General features: G+C 60.8%; 21 protein-coding genes. 6 read left to right on the forward strand and 15 right to left on the reverse strand.

Translation table 11 applies throughout. The features are described from left to right. Window positions 1-126: 126 nt before the first annotated feature. Window positions 127-336, reverse strand: coding sequence for a cold-shock protein (locus NWI_RS12355; protein ID WP_011315590.1), 210 nt, complete (start codon window positions 334-336; stop codon window positions 127-129). A gap of 219 nt (window positions 337-555) precedes the next feature. Here NWI_RS12355 and NWI_RS12360 point away from each other — a divergent pair, with 219 nt between their 5' ends. Next, window positions 556-867 (forward strand): hypothetical protein, encoded by a 312-nt coding sequence (locus NWI_RS12360; protein WP_244374912.1) that lies wholly within the window; start codon window positions 556-558, stop codon window positions 865-867. Window positions 868-1,036: 169 nt separating this feature from the next. Here the strand turns inward: NWI_RS12360 and ahcY are convergent, their stop codons facing one another. The 3 genes from ahcY to NWI_RS12375 all read right to left on the reverse strand — a co-directional run bounded on the left by ahcY (window position 1,037) and on the right by NWI_RS12375 (window position 5,303). Further along, complete coding sequence (gene ahcY, locus NWI_RS12365; protein WP_011315592.1) at window positions 1,037-2,494, reverse strand: adenosylhomocysteinase; 1,458 nt, start codon at window positions 2,492-2,494, stop codon at window positions 1,037-1,039. Window positions 2,495-2,697: 203 nt separating this feature from the next. After that, window positions 2,698-3,894, reverse strand: coding sequence for a methionine adenosyltransferase (gene metK / locus NWI_RS12370; protein WP_011315593.1), 1,197 nt, complete (start codon window positions 3,892-3,894; stop codon window positions 2,698-2,700). Window positions 3,895-3,950: 56 nt separating this feature from the next. Further along, window positions 3,951-5,303: a hypothetical protein gene (locus NWI_RS12375; RefSeq protein ID WP_011315594.1), complete on the reverse strand. Its 1,353-nt coding sequence runs from the start codon at window positions 5,301-5,303 to the stop codon at window positions 3,951-3,953. A gap of 345 nt (window positions 5,304-5,648) precedes the next feature. On the opposite strand from NWI_RS12375, the gene NWI_RS12380 reads away from it, so the two are divergent. Then, complete coding sequence (locus NWI_RS12380; protein WP_011315595.1) at window positions 5,649-6,959, forward strand: UDP-glucose dehydrogenase family protein; 1,311 nt, start codon at window positions 5,649-5,651, stop codon at window positions 6,957-6,959. A gap of 373 nt (window positions 6,960-7,332) precedes the next feature. Here the strand turns inward: NWI_RS12380 and purU are convergent, their stop codons facing one another. Continuing rightward, window positions 7,333-8,190: a formyltetrahydrofolate deformylase gene (gene purU / locus NWI_RS12390; protein WP_011315597.1), complete on the reverse strand. Its 858-nt coding sequence runs from the start codon at window positions 8,188-8,190 to the stop codon at window positions 7,333-7,335. 371 nt (window positions 8,191-8,561) lie between these two features. Between purU and NWI_RS12395 the strand changes: the two genes are divergently transcribed. Further along, on the forward strand, window positions 8,562-9,563 hold the full coding sequence (locus tag NWI_RS12395; protein ID WP_011315598.1) for a glycosyl transferase: 1,002 nt from the start codon (window positions 8,562-8,564) through the stop codon (window positions 9,561-9,563). 181 nt (window positions 9,564-9,744) lie between these two features. Here NWI_RS12395 and fcl read toward each other — a convergent pair whose 3' ends face one another. Together fcl and gmd are read right to left on the reverse strand one after the other, a co-directional pair. Continuing rightward, window positions 9,745-10,695, reverse strand: a complete 951-nt coding sequence (gene fcl / locus NWI_RS12400) for a GDP-L-fucose synthase (protein WP_011315599.1) — start codon at window positions 10,693-10,695, stop codon at window positions 9,745-9,747. Next, complete coding sequence (gene gmd, locus NWI_RS12405; protein ID WP_011315600.1) at window positions 10,676-11,761, reverse strand: GDP-mannose 4,6-dehydratase; 1,086 nt, start codon at window positions 11,759-11,761, stop codon at window positions 10,676-10,678. The genes fcl and gmd overlap by 20 nt, the downstream gene beginning before the upstream one ends. A gap of 253 nt (window positions 11,762-12,014) precedes the next feature. Here gmd and NWI_RS12410 point away from each other — a divergent pair, with 253 nt between their 5' ends. The 3 genes from NWI_RS12410 to NWI_RS12420 all read left to right on the forward strand — a co-directional run bounded on the left by NWI_RS12410 (window position 12,015) and on the right by NWI_RS12420 (window position 15,641). Continuing rightward, window positions 12,015-13,214 carry a glycosyltransferase family 4 protein gene (locus NWI_RS12410; protein ID WP_011315601.1) on the forward strand — a complete coding sequence of 400 codons (1,200 nt, stop codon included), beginning with the start codon at window positions 12,015-12,017 and terminating at the stop codon, window positions 13,212-13,214. After that, window positions 13,211-14,176, forward strand: a complete 966-nt coding sequence (locus tag NWI_RS12415; protein WP_011315602.1) for an NAD-dependent epimerase/dehydratase family protein — start codon at window positions 13,211-13,213, stop codon at window positions 14,174-14,176. The genes NWI_RS12410 and NWI_RS12415 overlap by 4 nt, the downstream gene beginning before the upstream one ends. 151 nt (window positions 14,177-14,327) lie before the next feature. Further along, the gene (locus NWI_RS12420) at window positions 14,328-15,641 is read left to right on the forward strand and encodes an aminotransferase class III-fold pyridoxal phosphate-dependent enzyme (RefSeq protein WP_011315603.1); all 1,314 of its coding nucleotides are present in this window, start codon (window positions 14,328-14,330) and stop codon (window positions 15,639-15,641) included. A 6-nt stretch (window positions 15,642-15,647) separates the two neighbouring features. On the opposite strand, the gene NWI_RS12425 is transcribed toward NWI_RS12420, so the two are convergent. Genes NWI_RS12425 through neuB form a run of 8 tightly spaced genes read right to left on the reverse strand, consistent with a single transcriptional unit; the run spans window position 15,648 to window position 22,544 of the window. Continuing rightward, on the reverse strand, window positions 15,648-16,313 hold the full coding sequence (locus tag NWI_RS12425; protein WP_041345065.1) for a hypothetical protein: 666 nt from the start codon (window positions 16,311-16,313) through the stop codon (window positions 15,648-15,650). Window position 16,314: 1 nt separating this feature from the next. Continuing rightward, window positions 16,315-17,091, reverse strand: a complete 777-nt coding sequence (wbuZ, locus tag NWI_RS12430; protein ID WP_011315605.1) for a glycosyl amidation-associated protein WbuZ — start codon at window positions 17,089-17,091, stop codon at window positions 16,315-16,317. Window positions 17,092-17,101: 10 nt separating this feature from the next. Beyond that, the gene (gene hisH, locus NWI_RS12435; RefSeq protein WP_011315606.1) at window positions 17,102-17,740 is read right to left on the reverse strand and encodes an imidazole glycerol phosphate synthase subunit HisH; all 639 of its coding nucleotides are present in this window, start codon (window positions 17,738-17,740) and stop codon (window positions 17,102-17,104) included. A gap of 25 nt (window positions 17,741-17,765) precedes the next feature. After that, window positions 17,766-18,944, reverse strand: coding sequence for an N-acetyl sugar amidotransferase (locus tag NWI_RS12440; protein WP_011315607.1), 1,179 nt, complete (start codon window positions 18,942-18,944; stop codon window positions 17,766-17,768). 36 nt (window positions 18,945-18,980) lie between these two features. Next, window positions 18,981-19,793, reverse strand: coding sequence for an SDR family oxidoreductase (locus NWI_RS12445; protein WP_011315608.1), 813 nt, complete (start codon window positions 19,791-19,793; stop codon window positions 18,981-18,983). Further along, window positions 19,790-20,830: a nucleotidyltransferase family protein gene (locus NWI_RS12450; RefSeq protein WP_011315609.1), complete on the reverse strand. Its 1,041-nt coding sequence runs from the start codon at window positions 20,828-20,830 to the stop codon at window positions 19,790-19,792. Before NWI_RS12450 ends, NWI_RS12445 begins: the two co-directional genes overlap by 4 nt. Then, on the reverse strand, window positions 20,827-21,465 hold the full coding sequence (locus NWI_RS12455) for an acetyltransferase (RefSeq protein ID WP_011315610.1): 639 nt from the start codon (window positions 21,463-21,465) through the stop codon (window positions 20,827-20,829). The genes NWI_RS12450 and NWI_RS12455 overlap by 4 nt, the downstream gene beginning before the upstream one ends. Continuing rightward, window positions 21,462-22,544, reverse strand: coding sequence for an N-acetylneuraminate synthase (gene neuB, locus NWI_RS12460; RefSeq protein WP_041345066.1), 1,083 nt, complete (start codon window positions 22,542-22,544; stop codon window positions 21,462-21,464). Before neuB ends, NWI_RS12455 begins: the two co-directional genes overlap by 4 nt. Window positions 22,545-22,604 lie beyond the last annotated feature (60 nt).

The raw sequence follows: 22,604 nt of genomic DNA on the forward strand, positions 1-22,604 counted from the left end.
GTGAAACGAGGCGGACAATCTGAAAGCGCGTCCCGGTCCATCCGCGGGTCACGGCGCTTTACGATTCCGCGTATGATGCGCCGGTATCATCACAAAGAGATGACAGGCGGCGCGACCATGCGTTTATTACGCGAGTGAAAGGTTCTCGGCGCTGACCTTGCCGCGCATCTTGTCGGTCTTCAGCTCGAAGTTGACCTGCTGGCCTTCATTCAGGCCGCTGAGGCCCGCGCGCTCCACCGCGCTGATGTGCACGAACACGTCGTTGCCGCCGTCGTTCGGCTGGATGAAGCCAAAACCCTTCTGGCCGTTAAACCACTTCACAGTACCTGTCGTCATCGGAGTCGTCCTTGTTCCAAAGCGCACACATGCGCGTTTTCGCGCACGATTGCGCGAACCATCCAATCTCAGCGATGTCTTTGGAAAGGAGCCGTCGTCTTAAGGAAGACCTGCGGCGCGCTCTAACAAAACCAATGCCGGCAATCGAACACCACCATCATGGCATTTTCCGCCGTAAACCGCAACTCCGGCGCTACCGCTCTGGCATTTCGGCGGATCATGACTATATTGGGCCTCATGACCAAGTCTCCGCCGAGCCCGGCACAACTGGCCCGCAACGAACGGATGCGCACGGCCGCCATCGAGGGCGCCAAAGCGCGCGCCGATATCGAAGCCCGCGACGTCGCCATACGCAAGAACATGGAGCGCCTGCGCGCCCTGCGGCTTGCGAAGGAAGCCGAAGAGGCGGCGAAACCCAAGCCAGCTAAGCCGGTCAAGGCATCGGCCCGGGGCAAGAAGGCCGCGCCCAAACAAACCGCCAAGCTGTCGGACTTCCTCGCCTCGCAAAGAAGCACCGGCCGGACCACCTGAACCGGCCGCGTTGACCCAGCGAGAAATTAAACAGAATCTAAAAAGCCCCGGATGGTTCCGGGGCTTTTCGCGTTCCGCGGTCATGCGGGGGACCTTCAGGCGAGCATGATCCGGTCCGAAAACCGGCGCCCACTTTGCGCTGGCGCGGCCCTTCGGGTCGGGGTCATGCTCAATACCGGTAATGATCGCTCTTGAACGGACCCTCGACCTTGACGCCGATGTAGTCCGCCTGGTCCTTGCGCAGTTCGGTCAGCGTGACGCCGATCTTGTTGAGATGCAGCCGCGCCACCTTCTCGTCCAGCGACTTCGGGAGCACGTAGACCTCTTTTTTGTACCGGCCATCCTTGTTATTGGCGAACAGTTCGATCTGCGCCAGCGTCTGGTTGGTGAACGACGCCGACATCACGAACGACGGATGCCCCATGGCGTTGCCGAGATTCACCAGACGGCCCTCCGACAACAGGATCATGCGCTTGCCGTCCGGGAAGGTGATCTCGTCGACCTGCGGCTTGATGTTGTCCCACTTCAGGTTTTTCAACGCGCCGACCTGGATCTCGTTGTCGAAGTGGCCGATGTTGCAGACGATGGCGCGATCCTTCATCGCGCGCATGTGCTCGATGGTGATGATGTCCTTGTTGCCGGTGGCGGTGACAAAGATATCGGCGCGGGGCGCGGCATCCTCCATGGTCACGACCTCATAGCCTTCCATCGCCGCCTGCAGCGCGCAGATCGGATCGATCTCGGAGACCATGACGCGGCACCCGGCCTGACGCAGCGAGGCGGCCGAGCCCTTGCCGACGTCGCCGAAGCCGGCGACCATCGCAACCTTGCCGCTCATCATCACGTCGGTGCCGCGGCGAATGCCGTCGACCAGCGATTCGCGGCAGCCGTAGAGGTTGTCGAACTTGGATTTGGTGACGCTGTCGTTGACATTGATCGCGGGCCACAGCAGCGTGCCGTTCTTCTGCATCTCGTAAAGGCGATGCACGCCGGTGGTGGTCTCCTCCGAGACGCCCTGGATGGACTTGGCCACCTCACCGAACCAGCCCTTCGGTTTTTCCTTCAGCAGGCGCTTGATCAGCGCGAACAGCACCTCCTCCTCTTCCGCGCCCGGCTTGTCGAGGAACGCGGTGTCGCCCTTCTCCGCGCGCACGCCGAGGTGGATCAGGAGCGTCGCGTCGCCGCCGTCATCAAGGATCATGTTGGGATGCAGGCTTTCACCACTTTTTGCACCATGCCAGTCGAACAGCTTCGCGGTGTAGTCCCAGTAGTCCTTCAGCGTCTCGCCCTTCACCGCGAACACCGGAATGCCGGCGGCGGCGATCGCGGCGGCGGCGTGATCCTGGGTCGAATAGATGTTGCAGGAGACCCAGCGGATATCGGCGCCCAGCGCTTGCAGGGTTTCGATCAGCACGGCGGTCTGGATCGTCATGTGCAGCGAGCCGGCAATGCGCGCGCCCTTCAAGGGCTGCTTGGGGCCGTACTCCTCGCGCGTCGCCATCAGGCCGGGCATTTCGGTCTCGGCGAGGGAGATTTCCTTGCGGCCGAAATCGGCAAGGCCGATGTCCGCGACGATATAGTCGGTAAAATCTGCGGTCTGCTTGGTGGCAGCGGCTGCGGTGGTCATGGGGATCATGTCCTTAGGTTTGCGATACTCCCTCTCCCCGCAGGGAGAGGGTTGGGGTGAGGGGCAAGGCTGTCAAGCCGCGCTCACTGCATTTTCGTTTACTCAACGCCCCCCCTCACCCGACCGCACCGCGGTCGACCTCTCCCCGCAAGCGGGGCGAGGTGAAGAAAGAGGCTTGTCTCCCGCAAGGAGAGAAGGAAATATCACACCGCGCGCTTGATCACCTCGGCGAGGTCGGTCTTCTCCCAGGAGAATCCGCCCTCGTTGTCCGGCGTGCGGCCGAAATGACCGTAGGACGAGGTGCGCGCATAGATCGGCCGGTTCAGGTCGAGATGCTTGCGGATGCCGCGCGGCGTCAGGTCCATCGCTTCCGACACGACTCGCTCGAGCGTATCTTCCGGTGCCTTTCCGGTGCCGTGGGTGTCGATGTAGATCGACAGCGGGCGCGCAACACCAATGGCGTAGGCGAGTTGCAACGTGCAGCGGTCGGCGAGACCGGCCGCGACGATGTTCTTGGCGAGATAACGCGCTGCATAAGCGGCCGAGCGGTCGACCTTGGTCGGGTCCTTGCCGGAAAACGCGCCGCCGCCGTGCGGCGCCGCGCCGCCATAGGTATCGACGATGATCTTGCGGCCGGTCAGGCCGGCGTCGCCGTCGGGGCCGCCGATGAAGAACTTGCCGGTGGGATTGATGTGCCAGATGGTCTTGTCGGTGATCCAGCCTTTCGGCAGGGCCTCACGCACATATGGCTCGACGCGCTCGCGCACCTGATCGGAGCTCATGTCCTCGACGAGATGCTGATGCGACACCACGATCTCGCGCACGCCGACCGGCTTGCCGTTTTCGTATTGCACGGTGACCTGACTCTTGGAGTCCGGCCCCAGCACCTTTTCCTTGCCGGAATGGCGGGCCTCGGAGATCAATCGCAGGATCTTGTGAGCATAGAAAATCGGCGCCGGCATCAGGTCCGGCGTCTCGTTGCAGGCGTAGCCGAACATGATGCCCTGGTCGCCGGCGCCTTCTTCCTTGTTGGCGCCCGGCTGCAGCGCGTCGACGCCCTGAGCGATATCGGCTGACTGGGGATGCAGCAGAATCTCGATGTCGGCGGTCTTCCAGTGGAAGCCGTCCTGCTCGTAGCCGATGTCCTTGATCGCGCCGCGCACGACGCTTTCAATCATGTCCCTGGTGACGGATTCGGGCCCGCGGGTTTCGCCGGCGATCACCACCTTGTTGGTGGTGGCGAGCGTCTCGCAGGCAGCGCGGATCGCCCACGGGTCGATGCCGGCTTTCGGGCCTTCGCTGAAAAAGAGATCGACGACCTCATCGGAGATCCGATCGCACACCTTATCGGGATGTCCCTCCGAAACCGACTCGCTCGTGAATAGATAGGATCCGCGCATCAATCGACCTTTCGTCCGCCAGAGGTGGCGGTCCTTTCATGGTGTTGCCTGAAATGTCAGTCCCGGCGACGCGAGATGACGTAGGATTCGTCGTAGAACCAGAGACCGTTATGCCTGCGCAGAACCTCCCTGGTGGCGTCGAGATAGCGGCCGCTTTGGGTCATTTCCGTCAACCGGTCATCTTCGACTTGGGCGACGTAAACCGCCGCATTCCACGCCGCGAACAGTGTCGAAGTCCCGATCGCCCCGGTGACTTCATTGGGCAGCGCTTCCATATCATAGCGAAAAATCGAACGATGGTCAGCATATGCGTTGAAATTGAGGCCCCTCCCCACCGAACCAAGCTCGTATTTCACAGCGCGCAATAACTCATGACGGCTCACGGCGAAAGGGTTTTCTCCCGGCCAGACGGCCTGGACGATCTCCAGTCCCGGATCCTGTCCGTGAGAATGTATTCCTATCAAACGCCCGCCGGGCCGCAAACTTCGCGCCAGCGGGGCGATTATTCTCCGGGCCTTGAAATTCAGGGAAGCCCGGGCCCGGTAAGGCTGCGAGGCGATCACCAGATCAAAGCTGGCCTCGACCCGTCCGGCCCGTGGAATCGTGGAATCGAGCAGGAACTGGTGGTCCTCGCGGTAAATGACCAGCACCACCGGGCGCTCATAAACCGGCATCCCCGTGACCGGGCTGACGCTCGCCCTCCAGTTCTCTTCCAGAAACGGCCACAGGTCGCGAATCTGGACCTCGAACTCGCCGGAGGACGCCCCCCGCAGCGGCACCTCGCGCCACACCATCCTGGCCGCGGCCTGGGACGATCGCGGCGTCAGCCAGGGCGCCTCCGCGTAGTTCATATTCGTCAGCACAATAACCGTCGACGGATGCTCGAACAGGCGGTCCGGCAGCTTGTCCAGCGTCAGCTTGATGTCTTCGAGGCTGAGCTCCTTGCCCGCGATGTAGAACGGCATGTGGGGAAACCGCCCGTGCATGGAGCGCATCACCCGCGCCAGCACGGTGCCGTCGCCGACCCCCGCATCAAAAACCCGCAGCGCCGGCGGACGCGGATAGATGCTGCCGAACTCCAGCGCGACCCGATCGGCGATGACCCGCTTCTCGCTGCAGGTATGAACGAAAAGCAGATACTTTTGCCGGTTCTCGAAGAAGCGGAAGTTGGCGCGGGGATCACGCCGCTCGATCGGCTCCGGCTTGCGGACCGCCACCGCGCCATCCGGCGAACCGGAGACGATATAGGCCTCGATCCGGTTCAGCGTGTCGATGGTGATGCGCTTGCCCTCACGCAAACGCTGCACGAGCTTGCCGTCATTGACGGCGCGCCGGCCAAAGGTCGATTCGGCCATGCCGACCCGGCGGCAATAGTCGGAAATCTGGCTCAGCAGTTCTTCGTTTGTCATCGTCGCGTGTATGGGCCAGATTAATGGGCAACATGTTATGTAAACTGCTTCCTATCACCATCTGCCCACAATTGAAACCCTGCGAAATGCAGCCCCAACGATAAGCTCGGGCTTGTTTGACGCGTTTCCTTCATGTGAACCGGATAGACAATGCTTCAGGACAGCGGATGCCTCGTCAGGCTGATGGCTGTCTGCTGAAATCTGATCCAACTGCGTTGAACCAGACTCCGGTCCTACCTTTTTGATTGAGCATGATCTTATCCGAAAACCGGTTTCCACTTTTCGGGATCATGCTCTAATAGGCGGGTAGCCATCTCTTCGGCCCTCCTGCGACAGGTTTGAACGATGCGCATCGCCATGATTGGCACGGGCTATGTCGGCCTCGTGTCAGGAGCCTGTTTTGCCGATTTCGGACATCAGGTGACCTGCGTTGATAAAGACGCGGCCAAGATCGCCGCGCTTTGCCGCGGCGAAATCCCGATCTTCGAGCCCGGCCTCGACGCGCTGGTGGCCACCAACGTCAAGGCTTCGCGGCTCGATTTCACCACCGATCTCGCCGGCCCGGTGGCGGAGGCCGAGGCGGTGTTCATCGCCGTCGGCACCCCCTCGCGCCGGGGCGACGGCCATGCCGACCTCAGCTACGTCTATGCCGCGGCGCGCGAGATCGCGGCGGCGATCGGTGATTTCACGGTCGTTGTCACAAAATCGACGGTGCCGGTCGGCACCGGCGACGAAGTGGAGCGGCTGATCGGTGAAACCAACCCGTCGGCGAACGTCGTGGTGGCGTCCAACCCGGAATTCCTGCGCGAAGGCGCAGCGATCCGCGATTTCAAATTCCCCGATCGGATTGTGATCGGAACGTCCGACGAGCGCGGGCGCAAGGTGCTCGGCGACATCTACCGGCCGCTGTCGCTCAATCAGGCCCCGCTGATGTTCACCGAGCGCCGCACCGCCGAGCTGATCAAATACGCGGCCAATGCCTTTCTCGCGACCAAGATCACCTTCATCAACGAAATCGCGGACCTGTCCGAAAAGGTCGGCGCGGATATCCAGGAAGTCGCGCGCGGCATCGGCCTCGACAATCGCATCGGAACCAAGTTCCTGCACGCCGGCCCGGGCTATGGCGGCTCCTGCTTTCCAAAGGACACGCGCGCACTCGTCAAGATCGCGGAAGATCACGACGCCCAGCTTCGCATCGTGGAATCGGTCGTCACCGTCAACGACAACCGCAAGCGCGCGATGGCGCGCAAGGTGGCGCACGCGCTCGGCGACAATCTCCGCAACAAGACCATCGCGGTGCTGGGACTGGCGTTCAAGCCGGATACCGACGACATGCGCGAGGCGCCGTCAATCCCTCTGATCACGGGCCTCTGCGACATGGGGGCGAAAGTCCGCGCCTTCGACCCCGCCAGCATGAAGGAGGCGCTGCGCGAACTCCCTGACATCGACTATTGCGATGACGCCTATTCCTGCGCGGAAGGCGCGGACGCGCTGGTGATCGTGACGGAATGGGTCCAGTTCCGCGCGCTTGATCTGCCGCGCCTGAAACGCATCATGAACCAGCCGATCGTGGTCGATCTGCGCAACGTTTACCGCCCGGCCGAGTTGGAGGAGCTTGGCTTTACCTACACCGGCATCGGCCGGAGCCAGGCATAGGTCGTTATTTCAACAAACGCGACGACCATCTGCCTCGCAATTTCCACATCGCGATCGTAATCACTCTCCATGACCTCCCGCTGGCGCCAACTCCCGCTCCTGCTTTGCCTTGTGCCGGTCGCGTGCACCCTGGCGGGGTGCGGCAGCATCAATTCGCATTTGTCGGCCGGGATGGGTGATATGATTCCGCACTGGGCCGGCGGACTTCCCGCGGACGCGCCTCCGCGGCCCGGCACCGCGAAATATGATGAGGTCATGAAACAACGCGAACGCGCGCGCCTGGAGCCGAAGCCGAACGAACCCGGCGCCGCCCAATCAGCGGACGGTCAGGAGCCAGCCCCGGCCAACTGAAGCTCTGCGGCCGGTTAATAATTCAATCCATGAACACCACGGTTTTGCGGCCGTTCAGAATCACGCGGTCGTCCAGGTGATGCCGGATGGCGCGCGCCAGCACCCGCCGCTCGATATCGCGCCCCTTGCGGACCAGCGCTTCGGGCGTATCGCGATGGCTGATGCGCTCGACGTCCTGATCGATGATCGGCCCCTCGTCGAGATCGCTGGTGACATAGTGCGCGGTCGCGCCGATCAGCTTGACGCCGCGCTCATGGGCCTGGTGATAGGCTTTCGCGCCCTTGAAGCCGGGCAGAAATGAATGATGGATGTTGATGCATCGGCCGGAGAGCCTTGCGCTCATGTCGTTCGACAGGATCTGCATGTAGCGCGCCAGCACCACCAGATCGGTGCCGGTTTCCTCCACCAGCTTCAGGACTTGGGCTTCCTGCGACGCCTTGCTTGTCACCGGAAAATAGTGAAACGGGATTTCGCCGAAATCGAGATGCGCGTAGGTCTCGCGGGGATGGTTGGAAACGATGGCGGTCGGGATCATCTTCAATTCCCCCGTGCGCCAGCGATACAGAATATCGACCAGGCAATGATCCGACTTCGACACCAGCAGCATGACCTTCCGCTGTGCGGCGCGATCGCGCATATGCCAGGTCATGCGGAAGCGCTCGGCGATCGCATCGAACCCGGTTTGCAGCGCCGGAAGCCGCACGGCGAGATCGGCGGCATTGAACACCACGCGCATGAAAAAACGGCCTGTCTCGGCATCGTCGAACTGCTGGGCGTCGATGATGTTCTGGCCGTTATGGGCCAGGAACGTCGATACCGCCGATACAATTCCGGGCCGGTCGGGACAGGAGAGCGTCAGGACATACTGATGGTGGGACATGGGGAGGAACGGCGGTTAGACCGGACGATCTGGGCGGTTCACTCCGCTCTATCATCCCGGCCGGCGCTGCGCCATGGCCCTTATTCCCAAAGATCGACGGAAAGAGGATTCAGTTTCGCGATTATGGACCGGAACAATCCACCAAGGTATATGCTGCCTCGCGAGCCAGGGCATAAGCCCGACCCGGAGGCCGCGCCAGCGCAAAGCGGAAACCGGTTTTCGGATAAGATCATGCCCGATCTAAAGAGCTAACGCTGGAGCGGGTAAGGAAGAATGCGGTGCGGTTTTCCGTCGGCATCCCGCTCTGAAGTATTGGAAAATCGATCATCTTTCCCTATCGCGGATCGATCGATCCGGGTCGTGATTGAATCGTGACTACTATTGGAATCCCATTGTCGCTCCTGGCCATCATTACCGCGGCGGCTCTTTCGTTCGCCCTCACCTGGCTCCTCATGCCCCTGCTGCAACGCTACGCGCTCGCAAGGCCGAACGCGCGATCGTCGCACAAGATCCCGACGCCGCAGGGTGCTGGAATCGCGGTCATCGTCGCAACGCTCGCCACGGCGGTCGTGTTTGCCTTTACAATAGATGCGAAGATTTCCGTCTATGCGCTGGCCGCGACCGTTTTCATCGCCGTCGTCGGCGCCGCGGATGACATCAAATCGCTCCCGGTCCTGACACGCCTGCTTGCCCAGACAATCGCGGTCGGAGCAATCCTTTCGACAGCGTCAGGCCACCTCCGGCTTTTCCCGGTTTGCCCTCTCTGGATCGAGCAAGGCATGCTGCTGCTGGCCGGGATCTGGTTTGTCAACCTCGTCAATTTCATGGACGGGCTGGACTGGATGACCGTGGCCGAGGCCGTGCCCATTGCGGGAGCCATCATCGCACTTGGGTATCTGGGCCATATCCCTCCGACAACCGCCTTGGTCGCCGGCGCTCTCGGCGGAGCCCTGCTCGGATTCGCGCCGTTCAACAGGCCGCTTGCCAAGGTTTTTCTCGGGGATGTCGGCAGCTTGCCTATCGGCCTTCTGCTGGGCTGGTGTCTGCTTGAACTTGCATATCAGGGACATCTCGCCGCCGCGCTATTGTTGCCTTTCTACTATCTCGCGGACGCCACCATCACGATGCTGCGCCGCCTCGTCAGTGGCGACAAAATCTGGACCGCTCATCGCTGCCATTTTTACCAACGCGCGGCGGACAACGGAACTCCGGTCATTCAGATCGTTGGTTGGGTTTTTGCCGTTAATGTTCTGCTGGCCGCCATGGCGATCGTATCGGTGGCGATCCCCTCTCCCGCCGTCACCGCATTGGCTATGGCTGGCGGCGCGACGATCGTCGCAGTGATGCTTTTCAGATTTTCCAGAGCGGGATGAGGAAAAGTGCGCAGCGGTTTCCCGCCCGCGTCCCGCCTCTCAAACTACTGGAATCGACCAGGTATTCTTGGATCGATTCGTCCCCAAAAAATCGTGGTCGAGGCAGCACCCGCGCAAGGCGTAAGCAATGTTCGGCATCTACGATGGGGTCCGTCGCCCTCGCCAATAACCAGAACAGGCTTCAGGCAGCGGCCCGCGAACGAAGGAACGCCTCATAAGCGAGCTTGATACCCTCCGGGAGCGGTACTTTTGCGCGCCATCCCAGCCTGGCGAGACGGCTGACATCAAGCAGCTTGCGCGGCGTGCCATCCGGCCGCGAGGTATCAAAGTTGATGCGTCCGCCATATCCGACCGTGGATGCGACAAGGTGCGCGAAATCCGCGATCGTGATATCCTCACCGGTTCCGATGTTGACCAACTCGCTGTCCGAGTACGTTTTCAGCAGATGGATGCAGGCGTCGGCGAGATCGTCGACGCAGAGAAACTCGCGGCGCGGCTTGCCGCTGCCCCACACCGTCACCTCCGAAGCACCGGCGACACGGGCCTCATGAAAGCGGCGGATCAGTCCCGCCACCACATGGCTGTATTCCGGATGATAGTTGTCACCGGGACCATAAAGGTTGGTCGGCATCACATTGATAAAGTCGGAATCGTACTGGCGGCGGTAAGCTTCAACCATCTTGACCCCGGCAATCTTTGCGATCGCATAGGGCTCGTTGGTCGGCTCCAGCGGACCTGTCAGCAGCGAATCCTCGCGAAGAGGCTGCTCGGCAAGCTTCGGATAGATGCACGAGGATCCAAGGAACAGAAGCTTCTGCACGCCGTGGACATGCGCCGCATGGATGACATTCGCGGCAATGATGAGATTATCATAGATGAACTCGCCGCGCAGAGTGTCATTGGCGATGATGCCACCGACTTTCGCCGCCGCCAGAAATACCACCTGCGGGTGATGGCCGGCAAACCACTGGTTCACCGCAGCCTGATCGCGCAGATCGACCTCGCGTCGATCGACGGTCAGAAGGGTGACATGCTCCTGTGCAAGCCGGCGCACCAGCGCGCTTCCGACCATGCCGCGATGACCGGCGACGAAAACCGACTTGCCTGCAAGCTCAAACGGCGTTTTGACCACCGACAGCCTCCCGTTTCGCAATGGCAAGATCGGCCGCGACCATCTCCCGAACGAGGGTTGCAAAGCTTGTCTTCGGCCGCCACCCCAGGTTCTCGCGCGCCTTGGCTGCATCACCTACCAGCAGATCGACTTCAGTCGGACGGAAATATTGCGGATCAATCCGGACCACGATCTGGCCGGACTTGATATCGACCCCGACTTCCTCGACCCCCTTGCCGCGCCATTCAATGCGGCGGCCAACCTCTTGAAAGGCGATCTCGACAAACTCCCGTACCGCGCGCGTCTCCCCGGTCGCGAGAACGAAGTCATCGGGCCCATCGGCCTGAAGTATGAGGTGCATACCCTCGACATAGTCGCGGGCGTGGCCCCAATCACGCTTGGCGTCCAGGTTGCCGAGATAAAGGCACTGCTCCAGGCCGGCCTCAATGCGCGCAACGCTGCGCGTGACCTTTCGCGTAACGAAGGTCTCGCCGCGTATCGGACTCTCGTGGTTGAACAGAATGCCGTTGGAGGCATACATGCCATATGCCTCGCGGTAGTTGACCGTGATCCAATAGCCGTAGAGCTTGGCCACGGCATAGGGCGAGCGCGGATAGAACGGCGTCGTCTCCTTCTGGGGCACTTCCTGCACCAGGCCATAGAGTTCCGACGTCGACGCCTGATAGAATCGCGTTTCTTTCTCCATGCCGAGAATTCGAATGGCCTCGAGCAATCGCAGGACGCCGATGGCGTCGGCGTTCGCGGTATATTCCGGACTTTCGAAGCTCACCGCGACGTGGCTCTGGGCCGCGAGATTATAGATCTCGGTCGGCCGTATTTGCTGCATCAGCCGGATCAGGTTCGTGGAGTCCGTCATGTCGCCGTAGTGCAACAGGAAGCGAACGTCGCCCTTGTGAGGATCTTCGTAAAGATGGTCGATACGCGCGGTATTGAACGATGACGATCGACGCTTGATGCCGTGTACGATGTAGCCGAGACCCAGGAGATATTCCGCGAGGTAGGCCCCATCCTGACCCGTTACTCCCGTGATCAATGCAACGCGCCGTGTCGCTCCGCCTGCTGACATAACTACTCCGAGATCGAGCCAAGCCGCGCTGAAGAATGAACCAGGGATGCGCCGGCGACCGGCGGACAGGCTCTCGGCTTCTGGCCGGCAAACCGGCGCCTCATTATCATGACCTGTAGCCCCCTAGCAAACCGGTTGCGCGGCTGGCTGGTCTGAGTCGTCAGGCCCATCAGGAAGATCGTCTGCGTCCGGAGCCGCTATCGCAAAAAACGAGGCGTTGCGCGGGATACGCCTGTTAAGCGATAATGACGCAATGACTGCCTTTCTCGTCACCCAACACTTCCGGCCGGACGAAACATCCACCTCGGTTTTTCTCACAGCGATCGCCGAAGAGCTTGCGAAAGACGACGATGTGGTCGTGATTTCGGGCACGCGGGGTTCCGCCCGTGCCGGCAATCCCGCTGTCCTGGAAATTCCAAGCTGGTCGCCTCCAAAGACAGCGCTCATTCGCCGAGCGCTGGCGATGCTGTGGTTTTGCATCGGCGTCCTCGCCGCATTGACCTGGCGCGCCCGGCGAGACACCCCCGTCTTCGTCGTCACGACGCCGTTCATGCTTCCCTATTTCGCAACGCTCGCGGCCTGGCTGCGTGGAGCGCCGGCGACGCTCATTCTCTATGATCTCTATCCGGAGTCACTGATCGCGGCGAACCTGATAGCGAAGGAATCATGGACAGCTAGGCTCATTTTGCGCCTTAACGAATGGATGTTCCATATTCTGAAAGCCGTGGTCGTCATCGGGCGCGATATGGAGAATCACCTTTCCCGCTACAAGGGCGCGACGCCGGACAAAATATGCTTCATCCCGCATTGGTCGACACTTGCTCCCGGTTTGCGGCCTGTCGATCCGGATAATCGATTCCGGCCCGCGGGGACGGACAAACTGGTCGTCGGGCTGTCGGGCAACCTCGGATTTACGCACGATCCGAACACGGTGTTCGCCGCGGCGCGGGCGCTTGCAGACCAGCCAGATGTTCATTTCCTGCTGTCGGGGTGGGGCGTCGGCTGGCATCGGCTCGTGGACGCCCAGCGCGCCGCCGCCTTGCCGAACGTAACCCTGGTGGAGCGCGTTGCCGAGACCGACCTCGAGAACTTTCTGACCGCGGCCGACGTGTGGATCATTCCTTACCGCCGCGGCATGTCCGGGATCTCCTCGCCCAGCCGGCTTTATAATTTGCTGGCGACCGGAAGGCCCGTGATCGCTCTCTCGGAGTCCGACGCCGAGTACGGGCTGATGCTCAGCGAGCACCGCGCGGGATGGGTGGTGGAGCCGGAGAATGCTGCCGAACTGGCGCAAACCATTCGTGAAGCGGCCCGCAACCCGGAAGATGTCGCGGTCCGCAGTCGCAACGCTGCTCAACTTCTGCAGGATCGTTTCACGAGGGACTCGGCCGGGGATGCGTATCGCAGGCTGGCGAACCGGCTGCGCAAAGCGCGCAAGACACCCGCTCCATGATAACGCCGCCGCATCGCACGGCCTTGTTGACGGGAATCACCGGCTTCCTCGGCCCGTACGTCGCAGCGGCGCTCAGAGCAGATGGATGGTCGGTCCGCGCCGCGCTGCGACGCCCGATTGGCGACCTGCCCGCCTGTGACGGGAGCGTGCTTGTCGGTGATCTGGGCGGCGCGACCGACTGGACCGATGCCCTGGTGGGAATAGACGCCGTCGTTCACCTCGCCGGTCGAGCTCACCGCCCTCCCGCGGTGCAGCTTGCGGAGCAGGATCTTTACTTCGAGACCAATACCGCCGGCACGATCCATCTTGCGCAGGCGGCCGCAGCCGCGGGCGTACGGAATTTTGTCTTCATAAGCAGCATCGCGGTCAATGGTGTGAGTACCGATGGCCGCGCCCCATTTCGGGAATCCGACGCTCCCGCCCCACAATCGATTTACGGACGGACCAAAGCCGCGGCAGAGGACGGCTTGGGCGAGGTTGCGGTGAAAACCGGAATGGCCGTCACCGCCATACGTCCACCCATGATCTACGGGGCAAACGCCAAAGGCAGTTTTCGCATTCTGTCGCGAGCGGTCACGGCGCATGTTCCCTTGCCATTCGGCATGATCCGAAATCGCCGCGCTTTTGTCGCGGCCGAGAACGTCGCGAGCTTCATTTCGTTCCGTCTCGAAAGACCCGGTCACGGCATGGAGACCTATATCGTCTCGGACGAGGAGCAAATCTCGACCGCGGAGTTCAGCCGCCGGATCGGGCGCGCGCTGGGCCGGAATGTCCTGCTGCTTCCTGTACCGGAGAAGGCGCTCGGCTTCGTGCTTCGCGTCGCGGGCGCCACACATCTGATCGAAAGCATCCTTCACTCGCTCGTCGTGGACACCGGCAAGATCGACCGTTCGGGATGGCGGCCGGCCGTATCGTTGGACCAGGGTCTTCTTCTCGCGCTCGGCAAAACGCCGCCAAAGTGATGGATCAGCAATAACTCACAGCGATTAAGCGGCCAGTCACCCGTTTCGAGGCCGCCGCGACCGGCCGCCTGTGCGCGACGCTTGCAACTTGTTTTCAGGCGGGTGATCAGGTAACCGGACAGCTCTCATCTCTACTTATGGAACGCACCCCATGGTCGACACTGGCCAAACGCTCTACCGGCGCGCGCGCGAGATCATCCCGGGGGGCACACAGTTACTCTCGAAGCGACCGGAAATGTTTCTGCCGGACCAGTGGCCCACCTATTACAGGTCAGCCAAGGGCGCCGAAGTTGTCGACCTGGACGGTCGTACACTTCTGGACATGAGCTATTGCGGCATCGGCGCAACGGTCCTCGGATTTGCGGATCCGGACGTCAATGCAGCGGTCAAGACGGCGATAGACCTCGGAGCCATGTCGACCCTCAACTGCGGCGAGGAAGTCGAACTCGCCGAACTGCTGGTCGAACTGCACCCTTGGGCCGACATGGTGAGATTCGGTCGGTCCGGTGGCGAAGCATTGGCGGTCGCGATCCGAATCGCGCGCGCCACGACCGGCCGCGATATGATCGCTTTTTGCGGTTACCATGGCTGGCACGACTGGTACCTGAGCGCCAATCTCGGCGAGACCACGGCGCTCGATGGCCATCTTCTGCCCGGACTCAAAACCGCCGGCGTTCCTCGCGGGCTCGCGGGCCTGATGCATCCATTCCATTTCAACAAGGTCAATGAAATCGAGGCGATCATCTCGGAGCATGGCAGCCGCCTTGCGGCCATCGTGATGGAGCCTGTACGCAGCAGGGAGCCAACACCCGAATTCATCCTGGGCGTTCGACGCCTTGCCGATCAATGCGGAGCGGTTCTGATCTTCGACGAAGTGACGTCCGGGCTCCGGATCAACAGCGGCGGTGCCCACCTCGCCTATAATGTCGATCCCGACGTGGCGGTGTTCGCGAAAGCGCTGGCGAACGGCTATCCAATGGCCGCCATCATCGGGCGGCGCGCGGTGATGGATGCGGCCCAGGATACATTCGTGAGCAGCACGGCCTGGACGGAACGCATCGGACCCGTGGCGGCGCTGGCGACGCTGCGGAAACATCGCGCTCAGAACGTTGCCGCGCACCTCGTGCGTATCGGGCAACGAATACAGAAAGGATGGGAAGACGCATCATCGGCCGCCAGGCTGCCCCTTCACGTTTCCGGGATTCCGCCGCTTGGACATTTCGCGTTTGATCTACCGAATGCACAGGAAGTCCGGACCTTGTTCACGCAAATGATGCTGGATCGCGGAATTCTGGCAACCGGGTCCTTCTATGCCATGTGGACACACACCGACGAACATGTCGACCGCTATCTGGAAGCGGTCAATCAGGTCTTCCGCGATCTGCGACTCGCGATCGACCAGAACGCGATCACGCAGCTTCTGCGCGGACCGGTCGCTCATTCCGGATTCAGCCGGCTAACCTGAGATCGATCAGTCCGCCCAGCCGAAGATGTCGCGAATGACATTTCGTCGTGTCGGGGATCTCTGCGTCCTTGGAAAAATTCCGTGCAAAACGCAATCTCCATGCAGCGCACCGGCATCCATCACGATGGCGCCTGTTGAAACAAACGTGTTGTCTCCAACGCTGGTTCGTCCAATCACCCGGCCCCCACCATAAATCACGATCCCCTGCCCGAATTCCGGGTAATCGCTATCGAGGTTCGCACCGACTGTGCAGTTCTGGTAGCACATGAAATAGTCTGAGTAAGTGGCTCGCCCGAGCACGGTCCCCACCGGATGCTGAACCGCGAAGATATCCGGCAGCTCGACCTCATAGAACGCATCGAGCGCGTGCAAAGCCTTGTTCAAGGCATAGGCCTTTTCCGCGATGGGATGGCCGGGCTTTTCACGAAAGGTTGAATTCGACAGATAGTACAGGAAAACCGCATATTGATCCGAGTGCCGATGCGAGAACCGCGACTGCTCTCCATCAAAGTAGCCCTTCAGCCGAACACGCGAAAAGCAATATTCAAGACGCTCCAGTGCGCGATCGACAAATGCTGGCAGATCATCGAGCGGAAAGCCGTCGGGAAAGAAGCTCTCAAGCTGTCTCGCCACATACGCTGTCAGGTCGGATCGATCGAGAGAGAGCTGCACGTCAATTCCTGCTGCTGGCGCTCGTCCTGACATCAAGCCCGCGGGAAGCAAGATGGCTGCGTAACTTGATCGGGCTATGATCGGTGAACAAGAACATCGATGAAATGGCCACGGCTGAAGCTCCCGCCTCCAACGCATCGATGGCATGTTGCAGGGAGCCGCAGCCGCCTGAAACGATCATGGGGACGCCGAGCCTTTTGGTCAAAGTGTTTATCATCTCAAGATCGTAACCCTGCATTGTTCCGTCCCGATCGATCGAGCTCATCAATATCTCGCCACAGTGCAGGTCCTCGCACCGCAAAGCCCACTCCACGGGATCAAGAGCGACATGTTCGCGTCCGCCATCGATATACACGCTGGCATGATGCGATCCGATCCTCTTGTAGTCTATGGAGACGGTGATGCACTGGTCGCCGAATGTCCGGGCGGCCTCGCGAACGAATTCGGGCCGGCGCACCGCTTCGGAGTTGATGGAGACCTTATCGGCGCCGGCGCGCAAAAGTGCATTGACGTCCTCCGCCGTCTTGACGCCACCGCCAACCGTGAAGGGCATGAATATCTCTTCCGACATCCGCCCTATGATGTCCTCGACACGCGCCCGCGATGCGGCGCTTGGAACAATGTCCAGCACGATCAACTCGTCGACGCCGTAGTCGTTATAGACCTTCGCCGTCGTGACGGGATTGCCCGCAATACGTTCATTGTCGAAGAAGCAGGTGTATTTGACCAGCCTTCCGTCCCGCAGCAGGAATTTCGGAATCAGCCTCTTCTTCAGCATGGCCGTTTCTTCACGGATTCCATTGCAGGAAATTGCTCATCAGTTCGATGCCGCTATCCTGGCTCTTTTCGGGATGAAACTGGGTGCCGACGATATTGTCCCTTGCGACGATCGCGGTTACATCCTGGCCATAAGTCGCGCGGCCAACGACGTCGTCCTCGTTCTCGCAACTCATCGCAAAGCTGTGCACAAAATAGAATGCAAGATTTGTCTCGCGCATGTTGACCAGAATCGGATGCTCACGCAGCTTCGTGATGTTGTTCCAACCCATGTGGGGGATCTTTAGATCAGGATCCTTGGGCCGCAGGCGCCGAACATCCGCCTCGATCAAACCCAACCCTTGGAAAAATTCGCCGTCATCAGCGTGCTCTTCCGAGGTCTTCGCCAGAAGCTGCATGCCAAGGCAAACAGCAAGAAGAGGTTTTCCTGCCTCGCATACGCCGCGCGCGAGAATTTCATCAAGGCCGCGATCGCGAATTTTTTTCATCGCATCGCCGAACGCGCCGACGCCTGGCAGTATGATGTGCGACGCGTCCGCGATGCCGTCATTGCCGTGGGTTACGACAGCCTCGTGGCCACAGTATTCCACGGCGTTGCGTACCGAGCGCACGTTATTGATTCCGTAATCAATGATCGCCACCCGCGCCATGAGGGAGCCCTAGCTTCGCCTGCCTTCAGCCTTTGTTGCCGATGTCGATGCCCGGATGATTTGGCCATGGCACGCGCGTGTTGTCCCATTTATCCATGTCCGGCATCCGCTTGCCGCTTTCGACCTGATTGGGCGAGAACTGCCACGGGCTGACCTCGTGCCGCATGGCGACATCAAGGAACTGCTCCTCAGAGATTTGCAGGTAGTCGAGAAACAGATCCAGGCTCGGCGGCCGTTTTCCGTCATATTCCTTCACCAGCCGCTCCCCTTCCTCGCGGGTGATCCGGTGGTTTCGAATGTCGATATTGGCGAGATGATTTGTCCGCCCCATGCCTCTTTTGATGTATTTCAGGTAGTCGCGGACTCCCTGGAAGAAGCATTCTATCTTCTCATAGTCATATTCGGGTGGAATACCCTCGACTTCCTGTCCCTTCCATCCAAGCTCACGCTTGATGATCTCGACGTGCTTCTTGGTGTCCCACCTGATGTAACTGCCGAGGCAGATCGAGCGGCACTTGATGCGCATCAGTTCCTTGCGAGGCGGATAGACGAAGGGATAGAGATCGCGCTTGGCGACCCTGCCTCCGAGAAATTCATACATGTCATCGGCCGTGATTCCGAGGTTCATCGCGCGGTTGAAACGCTTCTCGTCGACCTCTTCCATTTCATCATAGGAATAGAACGACTGATACTCGGCAAGACTCTCGCCCCAGAACAGCAGCGGCGTTTCGTAACGGATCGCGATCTGCATCGTGTGCGCGTAGATGCCGGTGTGGCAATGCCAGCAGAAGTCACCGCGGCGCTTCAGCGACTCGAGCATGAGTTCCCGAACCACGTGCCAGTTGGGCGTGAAGTTCAGAACGTCCACCCCCAGTTGCTTGAACACACTCGTGTTGTTTTCCTCGACGAGGGGCCGATAGAACCAGTGATCAAACCGGACCACGAGCGGCTTGAGCCCGAGCTTGCGAACCACGTACCAGAGCTGGAAGACGCTATCCTTTCCGCCGGAGTACGGAACGATACAGTCGTAAAGACCCTTGTCCCTGTACTGGGCGACCAGTTCCATCATCTGCCGGTGACGATCGTCCCAGTCGATCTGGGTGTCCCGCACCTCGATCTGGCGGCAAACACTGCATGACCCGGTGTCGTCGAACGACGTAGCTTCGGCGGTCTCGGGCAACAAGCACTTGCTACAGCTCAACATTTGATTCTTCTCGTCATTTCTGAGGTTTGCCGTGGCTTACCACGCCGTCCATCCGCCGTCGACGGCCAGGCATTGTCCTGTCACGTATGCGGAAAGATCGCTTGCCAGATATGCGACCGCTCCCTTGAGGTCCTCTTCCCGCGCCATGCGACCGAGGGGCGTACGCGCCACATAGCGCGAGAGGAATGGCTCCGGTGTGCTACGAAAAACCCCACCCGGCGCAATTGCATTCACACGTATATCCGGCGCGAGTGTGGTCGCCAGCCACCGCGTCAACTGAACAAGACCGCCCTTGCTTGCGGCATAGGCGGCCGGATTACCCAGAGTGGTATCATCATAGAGACGCCAATCGGGACCCACCAGGCCGTAGATCGATGAAACGTTTATCACGCTTCCCCGCCCGGACGCCCGGAGGTCGTCGGCCGCGGCCTGAATGAGGATAAAGGGCGCGGTGAGATTGACTTCCAGAGCACGCCGCCAGGTCGCAGCGGACTGTTGCTCGAATCCCACGGCCCACCCATCGAGGCCGCTTGTGCCAACAAAGGCGGCGCAATTGACGATGATATCAATGCGTCCCAGCGCTTCGTGAACTCGTCTCGGCAGATCGCCTACGGCCGCGCCGTCTTCAAGGTCACACTCAAACCCCGCAGCAGCAACGGACCAGCGTTCCTTCAGATCGGCGGCCACCACCCCCGCCGCCCCGGATGAAAGATCCACGACCGCCACGCGAGCGCCAAGCTCGGCCAGGGCGCCGGATATCGATCGGCCGATGTGACCCGCACCGCCGGTCACCAGGGCCACCCGCCCATCGAGCGCCATCAGTTCCCGAAGAGTTCGTTCTGGCGTCATCCGAAAATCCTCTGGAACTCATCGGACGCTTTCTGCAGATCATCGAGACGTCCGACGTCGATCCAGTATTCCCGCAGCGGAAAAGCGACGGATCGCTTGCCGCGCTCGATCGTGCGTTCGATCAGGGTCGGCATATCGACTGCTTCGGTGGCTCCGATATAATCGAGCACCTCGGGGTCGAGAAGATACACGCCGGCGTTGACGAAGAACTTCTGCGTCGGCTTCTCCCGAATGCCGAGAATCCGGTGATCTTCGAAATCGACGACGCCGAACGGCACGGTGATCGCATGCTCCCGCACACAGATTGTCGTGAAGGCCTGATGCTCAAGGTGATATTTCAGCATCTGCTCGAAATTCACCGTCGTCAGCAGATCGCCGTTCATGACGAAGAACGGCCGGGTCGGCCGCTCAGGAATTAACGACAGCGCACCCGCGGTGCCGAGACGATCGCTCTCGACGAGATAGTCGATCTCGACGCCCCACGCTGAGCCATCGCCGAAATACTCCCGGATCATCTCGGCCTTGTAGTTGACGGAAATAAAGAACTTTCCGAACCCGGATTTGATGAAGCCGTTCAAGACGGTTTCCAGGATCGGCTTGTTACCGACCTTTATCAATGGCTTGGGCAGGTCGTCGGTCAGCGGTCTCAGCCTGGAGCCGAGGCCGCCAGCCATCAGGACAACCCAGTGATCCGCCTGCGACGCGGCCGCGAGATCATCGATCAGCTTGATCTCTATGACTTTGCCATGATCATCCACGATGGGAAGCTGGTGGATCGAGCGTCGTCGCATGAGCGTAAGCGCGGCGGCGTTCGAAATTCCCGCCGGAGCCACGACGGGGTTACGATTCATGACCTCGTTCACGGGCGTATCGAGACCGACACCGTTCAGCAGCGCGCGGCGAACATCGCCGTCGGTCACCGTGCCGACGATCTTTCCGTCACGCTCAACCACCGCCAGTTGGAGATTGCCCTCATCGATGCGACGAAGCGCCTCGAGCAGCGGTATCTCCTCGGTAACAACAAACAAGGCGCTCATACTGTCCCGTCTTGGCGGCCGCTGAAGCAGCCGCCTTCAATATCCCTGGTCACCGTCGCCCCCGCGGCGACAACGGAGCCCGCCCCAAGCCGCACGCCACCGAGCACAATCGCACCCGCGCCGACGTGCACGCTCTCTCCGACCAAAACACCGCCGCACAACACCGCACCGGGCGCGATATGGGAATGATCGCCCACATGACAATCATGCTCCACGACCGCGCGGGTGTTTATAAGCACATTTCGGCCAATTTGCGCGCGCGGCTGAATAACGGCGCCCGCCATAACCTGGCAACCATCTCCAGGCTGAACGGTCGACGCCACAATGGCGGAGCGATGGGCGATGACAGGAAACCTGAAACCCAGCTTGTCGAATCGACAAAACAGATCGCGTCGACGCGACAATCCAGAGTCTGATCGCGTGGCGCGATTACCCATGGCGTTGACGAGTTCGGTGGTTTCGACCGGCATTTCCAGGACTGCCGCATCCGGACCCTTGATCGGGATGCCCTGAATCAGTTTCCCAACGAGCGAAGGATTTTGATCCGTCGCAAAGTCAGGTCGGGTTCCTGTGCTGAGCAAGGCCTCGATGACAACGCTGGCATGACCTCCCGCGCAAAGAACGACAAGCGTCATGGCTCGATCGCCTCGTCGACCTCATAGTCGCGAGGGGCAACCTGATCGAGATAGGTCCAGAATTCCATTGGGGAGACGCCATTGCCCGGACGTTTGACCCCGAGGTTGTCTGCCGAAAATCTCTCACCCCGGCACACGCGCCGCGTGACAACCAGACTCCTGCGCGCCACGGAACGATTGGCCAGTTCTTCCGGAGCGGGAATCTTCCGCCCGTCGCCCATCGCACTCTCGACGTCCCGTATGGCGGCGATCATGGCCGTCAGTTCATCGGGCTCGAGCGACGCGCGATGATCCGGGCCCGGCAGATTCCGGTCGAGCGTGAAGTGCTTCTCAATGACGGTCGCGCCCAGTGCGACCGCGGCAACCGCTAGATGAATGCCCACGCTGTGATCGGAAAAGCCGACCTCCAGACCGAACGCCTCGCGCAATGAGGCCATCGCGCGCAAATTGATCGAATGTGCGGCTGCCGGGTATTCCGTTGTACAATGCAGCAAGGTTACCTTTTCCCGCAGCATCGACCAGGCGCGGCGCTCCAAAAGCACCTCGGAAAAAGCGCGTGACGTGGACGGCGCGGCCTCTTCCCGGAAGTACCCGAACGCGATAACTCCCAGCGCCTGTTCAATCTCCGCCAGCGTTCCCATGCCGGTGGAGAGGATGACGGGCAAACGGAAGCGCGCCAGGTGAAGCAGCAAGGGCGCATTGGTCAGATCTCCCGAACCGACCTTGAATGCGGAGACGCCGACATGCCTGACAAGATGGGTGGCGCTGTCGGCATCGAATGGCGTCGACAGATAGCCGATGTTTGCCGCCGCGCAGGCCGCGGCAATCTCGCGCTCTTCGCTCTCGCTTAACTCGAGCGAGCGCAGCATCTCCAACTGGGATTGACCGCCGCCGGTCGTCGCCTGCTGGTAGCTGGCCTTGGCGGCGGCCGGAGTCGCCAGCTTGTCGGCCCGGAACGACTGGAATTTGATGATGTCCGCGCCCGCGCGCGCGGCGGTATCCACCAGCGCCAGCGCCCGGGCAAGATCGCCATTATGGTTGACCCCCGCCTCCGCGATGATACGGGCACGCTGCAGCATAAAGTCCGATCTTTTCCGAGGAGCTGAGGACAAAAGTGTCCCTAAATCAGGGAGTTGTTT

This window comes from Nitrobacter winogradskyi Nb-255 (genome assembly GCF_000012725.1).
GTDB lineage: Bacteria > Pseudomonadota > Alphaproteobacteria > Rhizobiales > Xanthobacteraceae > Nitrobacter > Nitrobacter winogradskyi.

What these genes read in the sequence shown, in the direction of transcription:
- NWI_RS12375 (WP_011315594.1), bottom strand. Translation starts at nt 5,303, where the DNA reads ATGACAAACGAAGAACTGCTGAGCCAGATTTCCGACTATTGCCGCCGG.
- gmd (WP_011315600.1), bottom strand. Translation starts at nt 11,761, where the DNA reads ATGTCAGCAGGCGGAGCGACACGGCGCGTTGCATTGATCACGGGAGTA.
- NWI_RS12415 (WP_011315602.1), top strand. Translation starts at nt 13,211, where the DNA reads ATGATAACGCCGCCGCATCGCACGGCCTTGTTGACGGGAATCACCGGC.
- NWI_RS12440 (WP_011315607.1), bottom strand. Translation starts at nt 18,944, where the DNA reads ATGTTGAGCTGTAGCAAGTGCTTGTTGCCCGAGACCGCCGAAGCTACG.
- NWI_RS12455 (WP_011315610.1), bottom strand. Translation starts at nt 21,465, where the DNA reads ATGACGCTTGTCGTTCTTTGCGCGGGAGGTCATGCCAGCGTTGTCATC.
- hisH (WP_011315606.1), bottom strand. Translation starts at nt 17,740, where the DNA reads ATGGCGCGGGTGGCGATCATTGATTACGGAATCAATAACGTGCGCTCG.
- wbuZ (WP_011315605.1), bottom strand. Translation starts at nt 17,091, where the DNA reads ATGCTGAAGAAGAGGCTGATTCCGAAATTCCTGCTGCGGGACGGAAGG.
- neuB (WP_041345066.1), bottom strand. Translation starts at nt 22,544, where the DNA reads ATGCTGCAGCGTGCCCGTATCATCGCGGAGGCGGGGGTCAACCATAAT.
- NWI_RS12355 (WP_011315590.1), bottom strand. Translation starts at nt 336, where the DNA reads ATGACGACAGGTACTGTGAAGTGGTTTAACGGCCAGAAGGGTTTTGGC.
- NWI_RS12450 (WP_011315609.1), bottom strand. Translation starts at nt 20,830, where the DNA reads ATGAGCGCCTTGTTTGTTGTTACCGAGGAGATACCGCTGCTCGAGGCG.
- NWI_RS12380 (WP_011315595.1), top strand. Translation starts at nt 5,649, where the DNA reads ATGCGCATCGCCATGATTGGCACGGGCTATGTCGGCCTCGTGTCAGGA.
- NWI_RS12445 (WP_011315608.1), bottom strand. Translation starts at nt 19,793, where the DNA reads ATGACGCCAGAACGAACTCTTCGGGAACTGATGGCGCTCGATGGGCGG.
- ahcY (WP_011315592.1), bottom strand. Translation starts at nt 2,494, where the DNA reads ATGACCACCGCAGCCGCTGCCACCAAGCAGACCGCAGATTTTACCGAC.
- NWI_RS12360 (WP_244374912.1), top strand. Translation starts at nt 556, where the DNA reads ATGACTATATTGGGCCTCATGACCAAGTCTCCGCCGAGCCCGGCACAA.
- metK (WP_011315593.1), bottom strand. Translation starts at nt 3,894, where the DNA reads ATGCGCGGATCCTATCTATTCACGAGCGAGTCGGTTTCGGAGGGACAT.
- NWI_RS12410 (WP_011315601.1), top strand. Translation starts at nt 12,015, where the DNA reads ATGACTGCCTTTCTCGTCACCCAACACTTCCGGCCGGACGAAACATCC.
- purU (WP_011315597.1), bottom strand. Translation starts at nt 8,190, where the DNA reads ATGTCCCACCATCAGTATGTCCTGACGCTCTCCTGTCCCGACCGGCCC.
- NWI_RS12420 (WP_011315603.1), top strand. Translation starts at nt 14,328, where the DNA reads ATGGTCGACACTGGCCAAACGCTCTACCGGCGCGCGCGCGAGATCATC.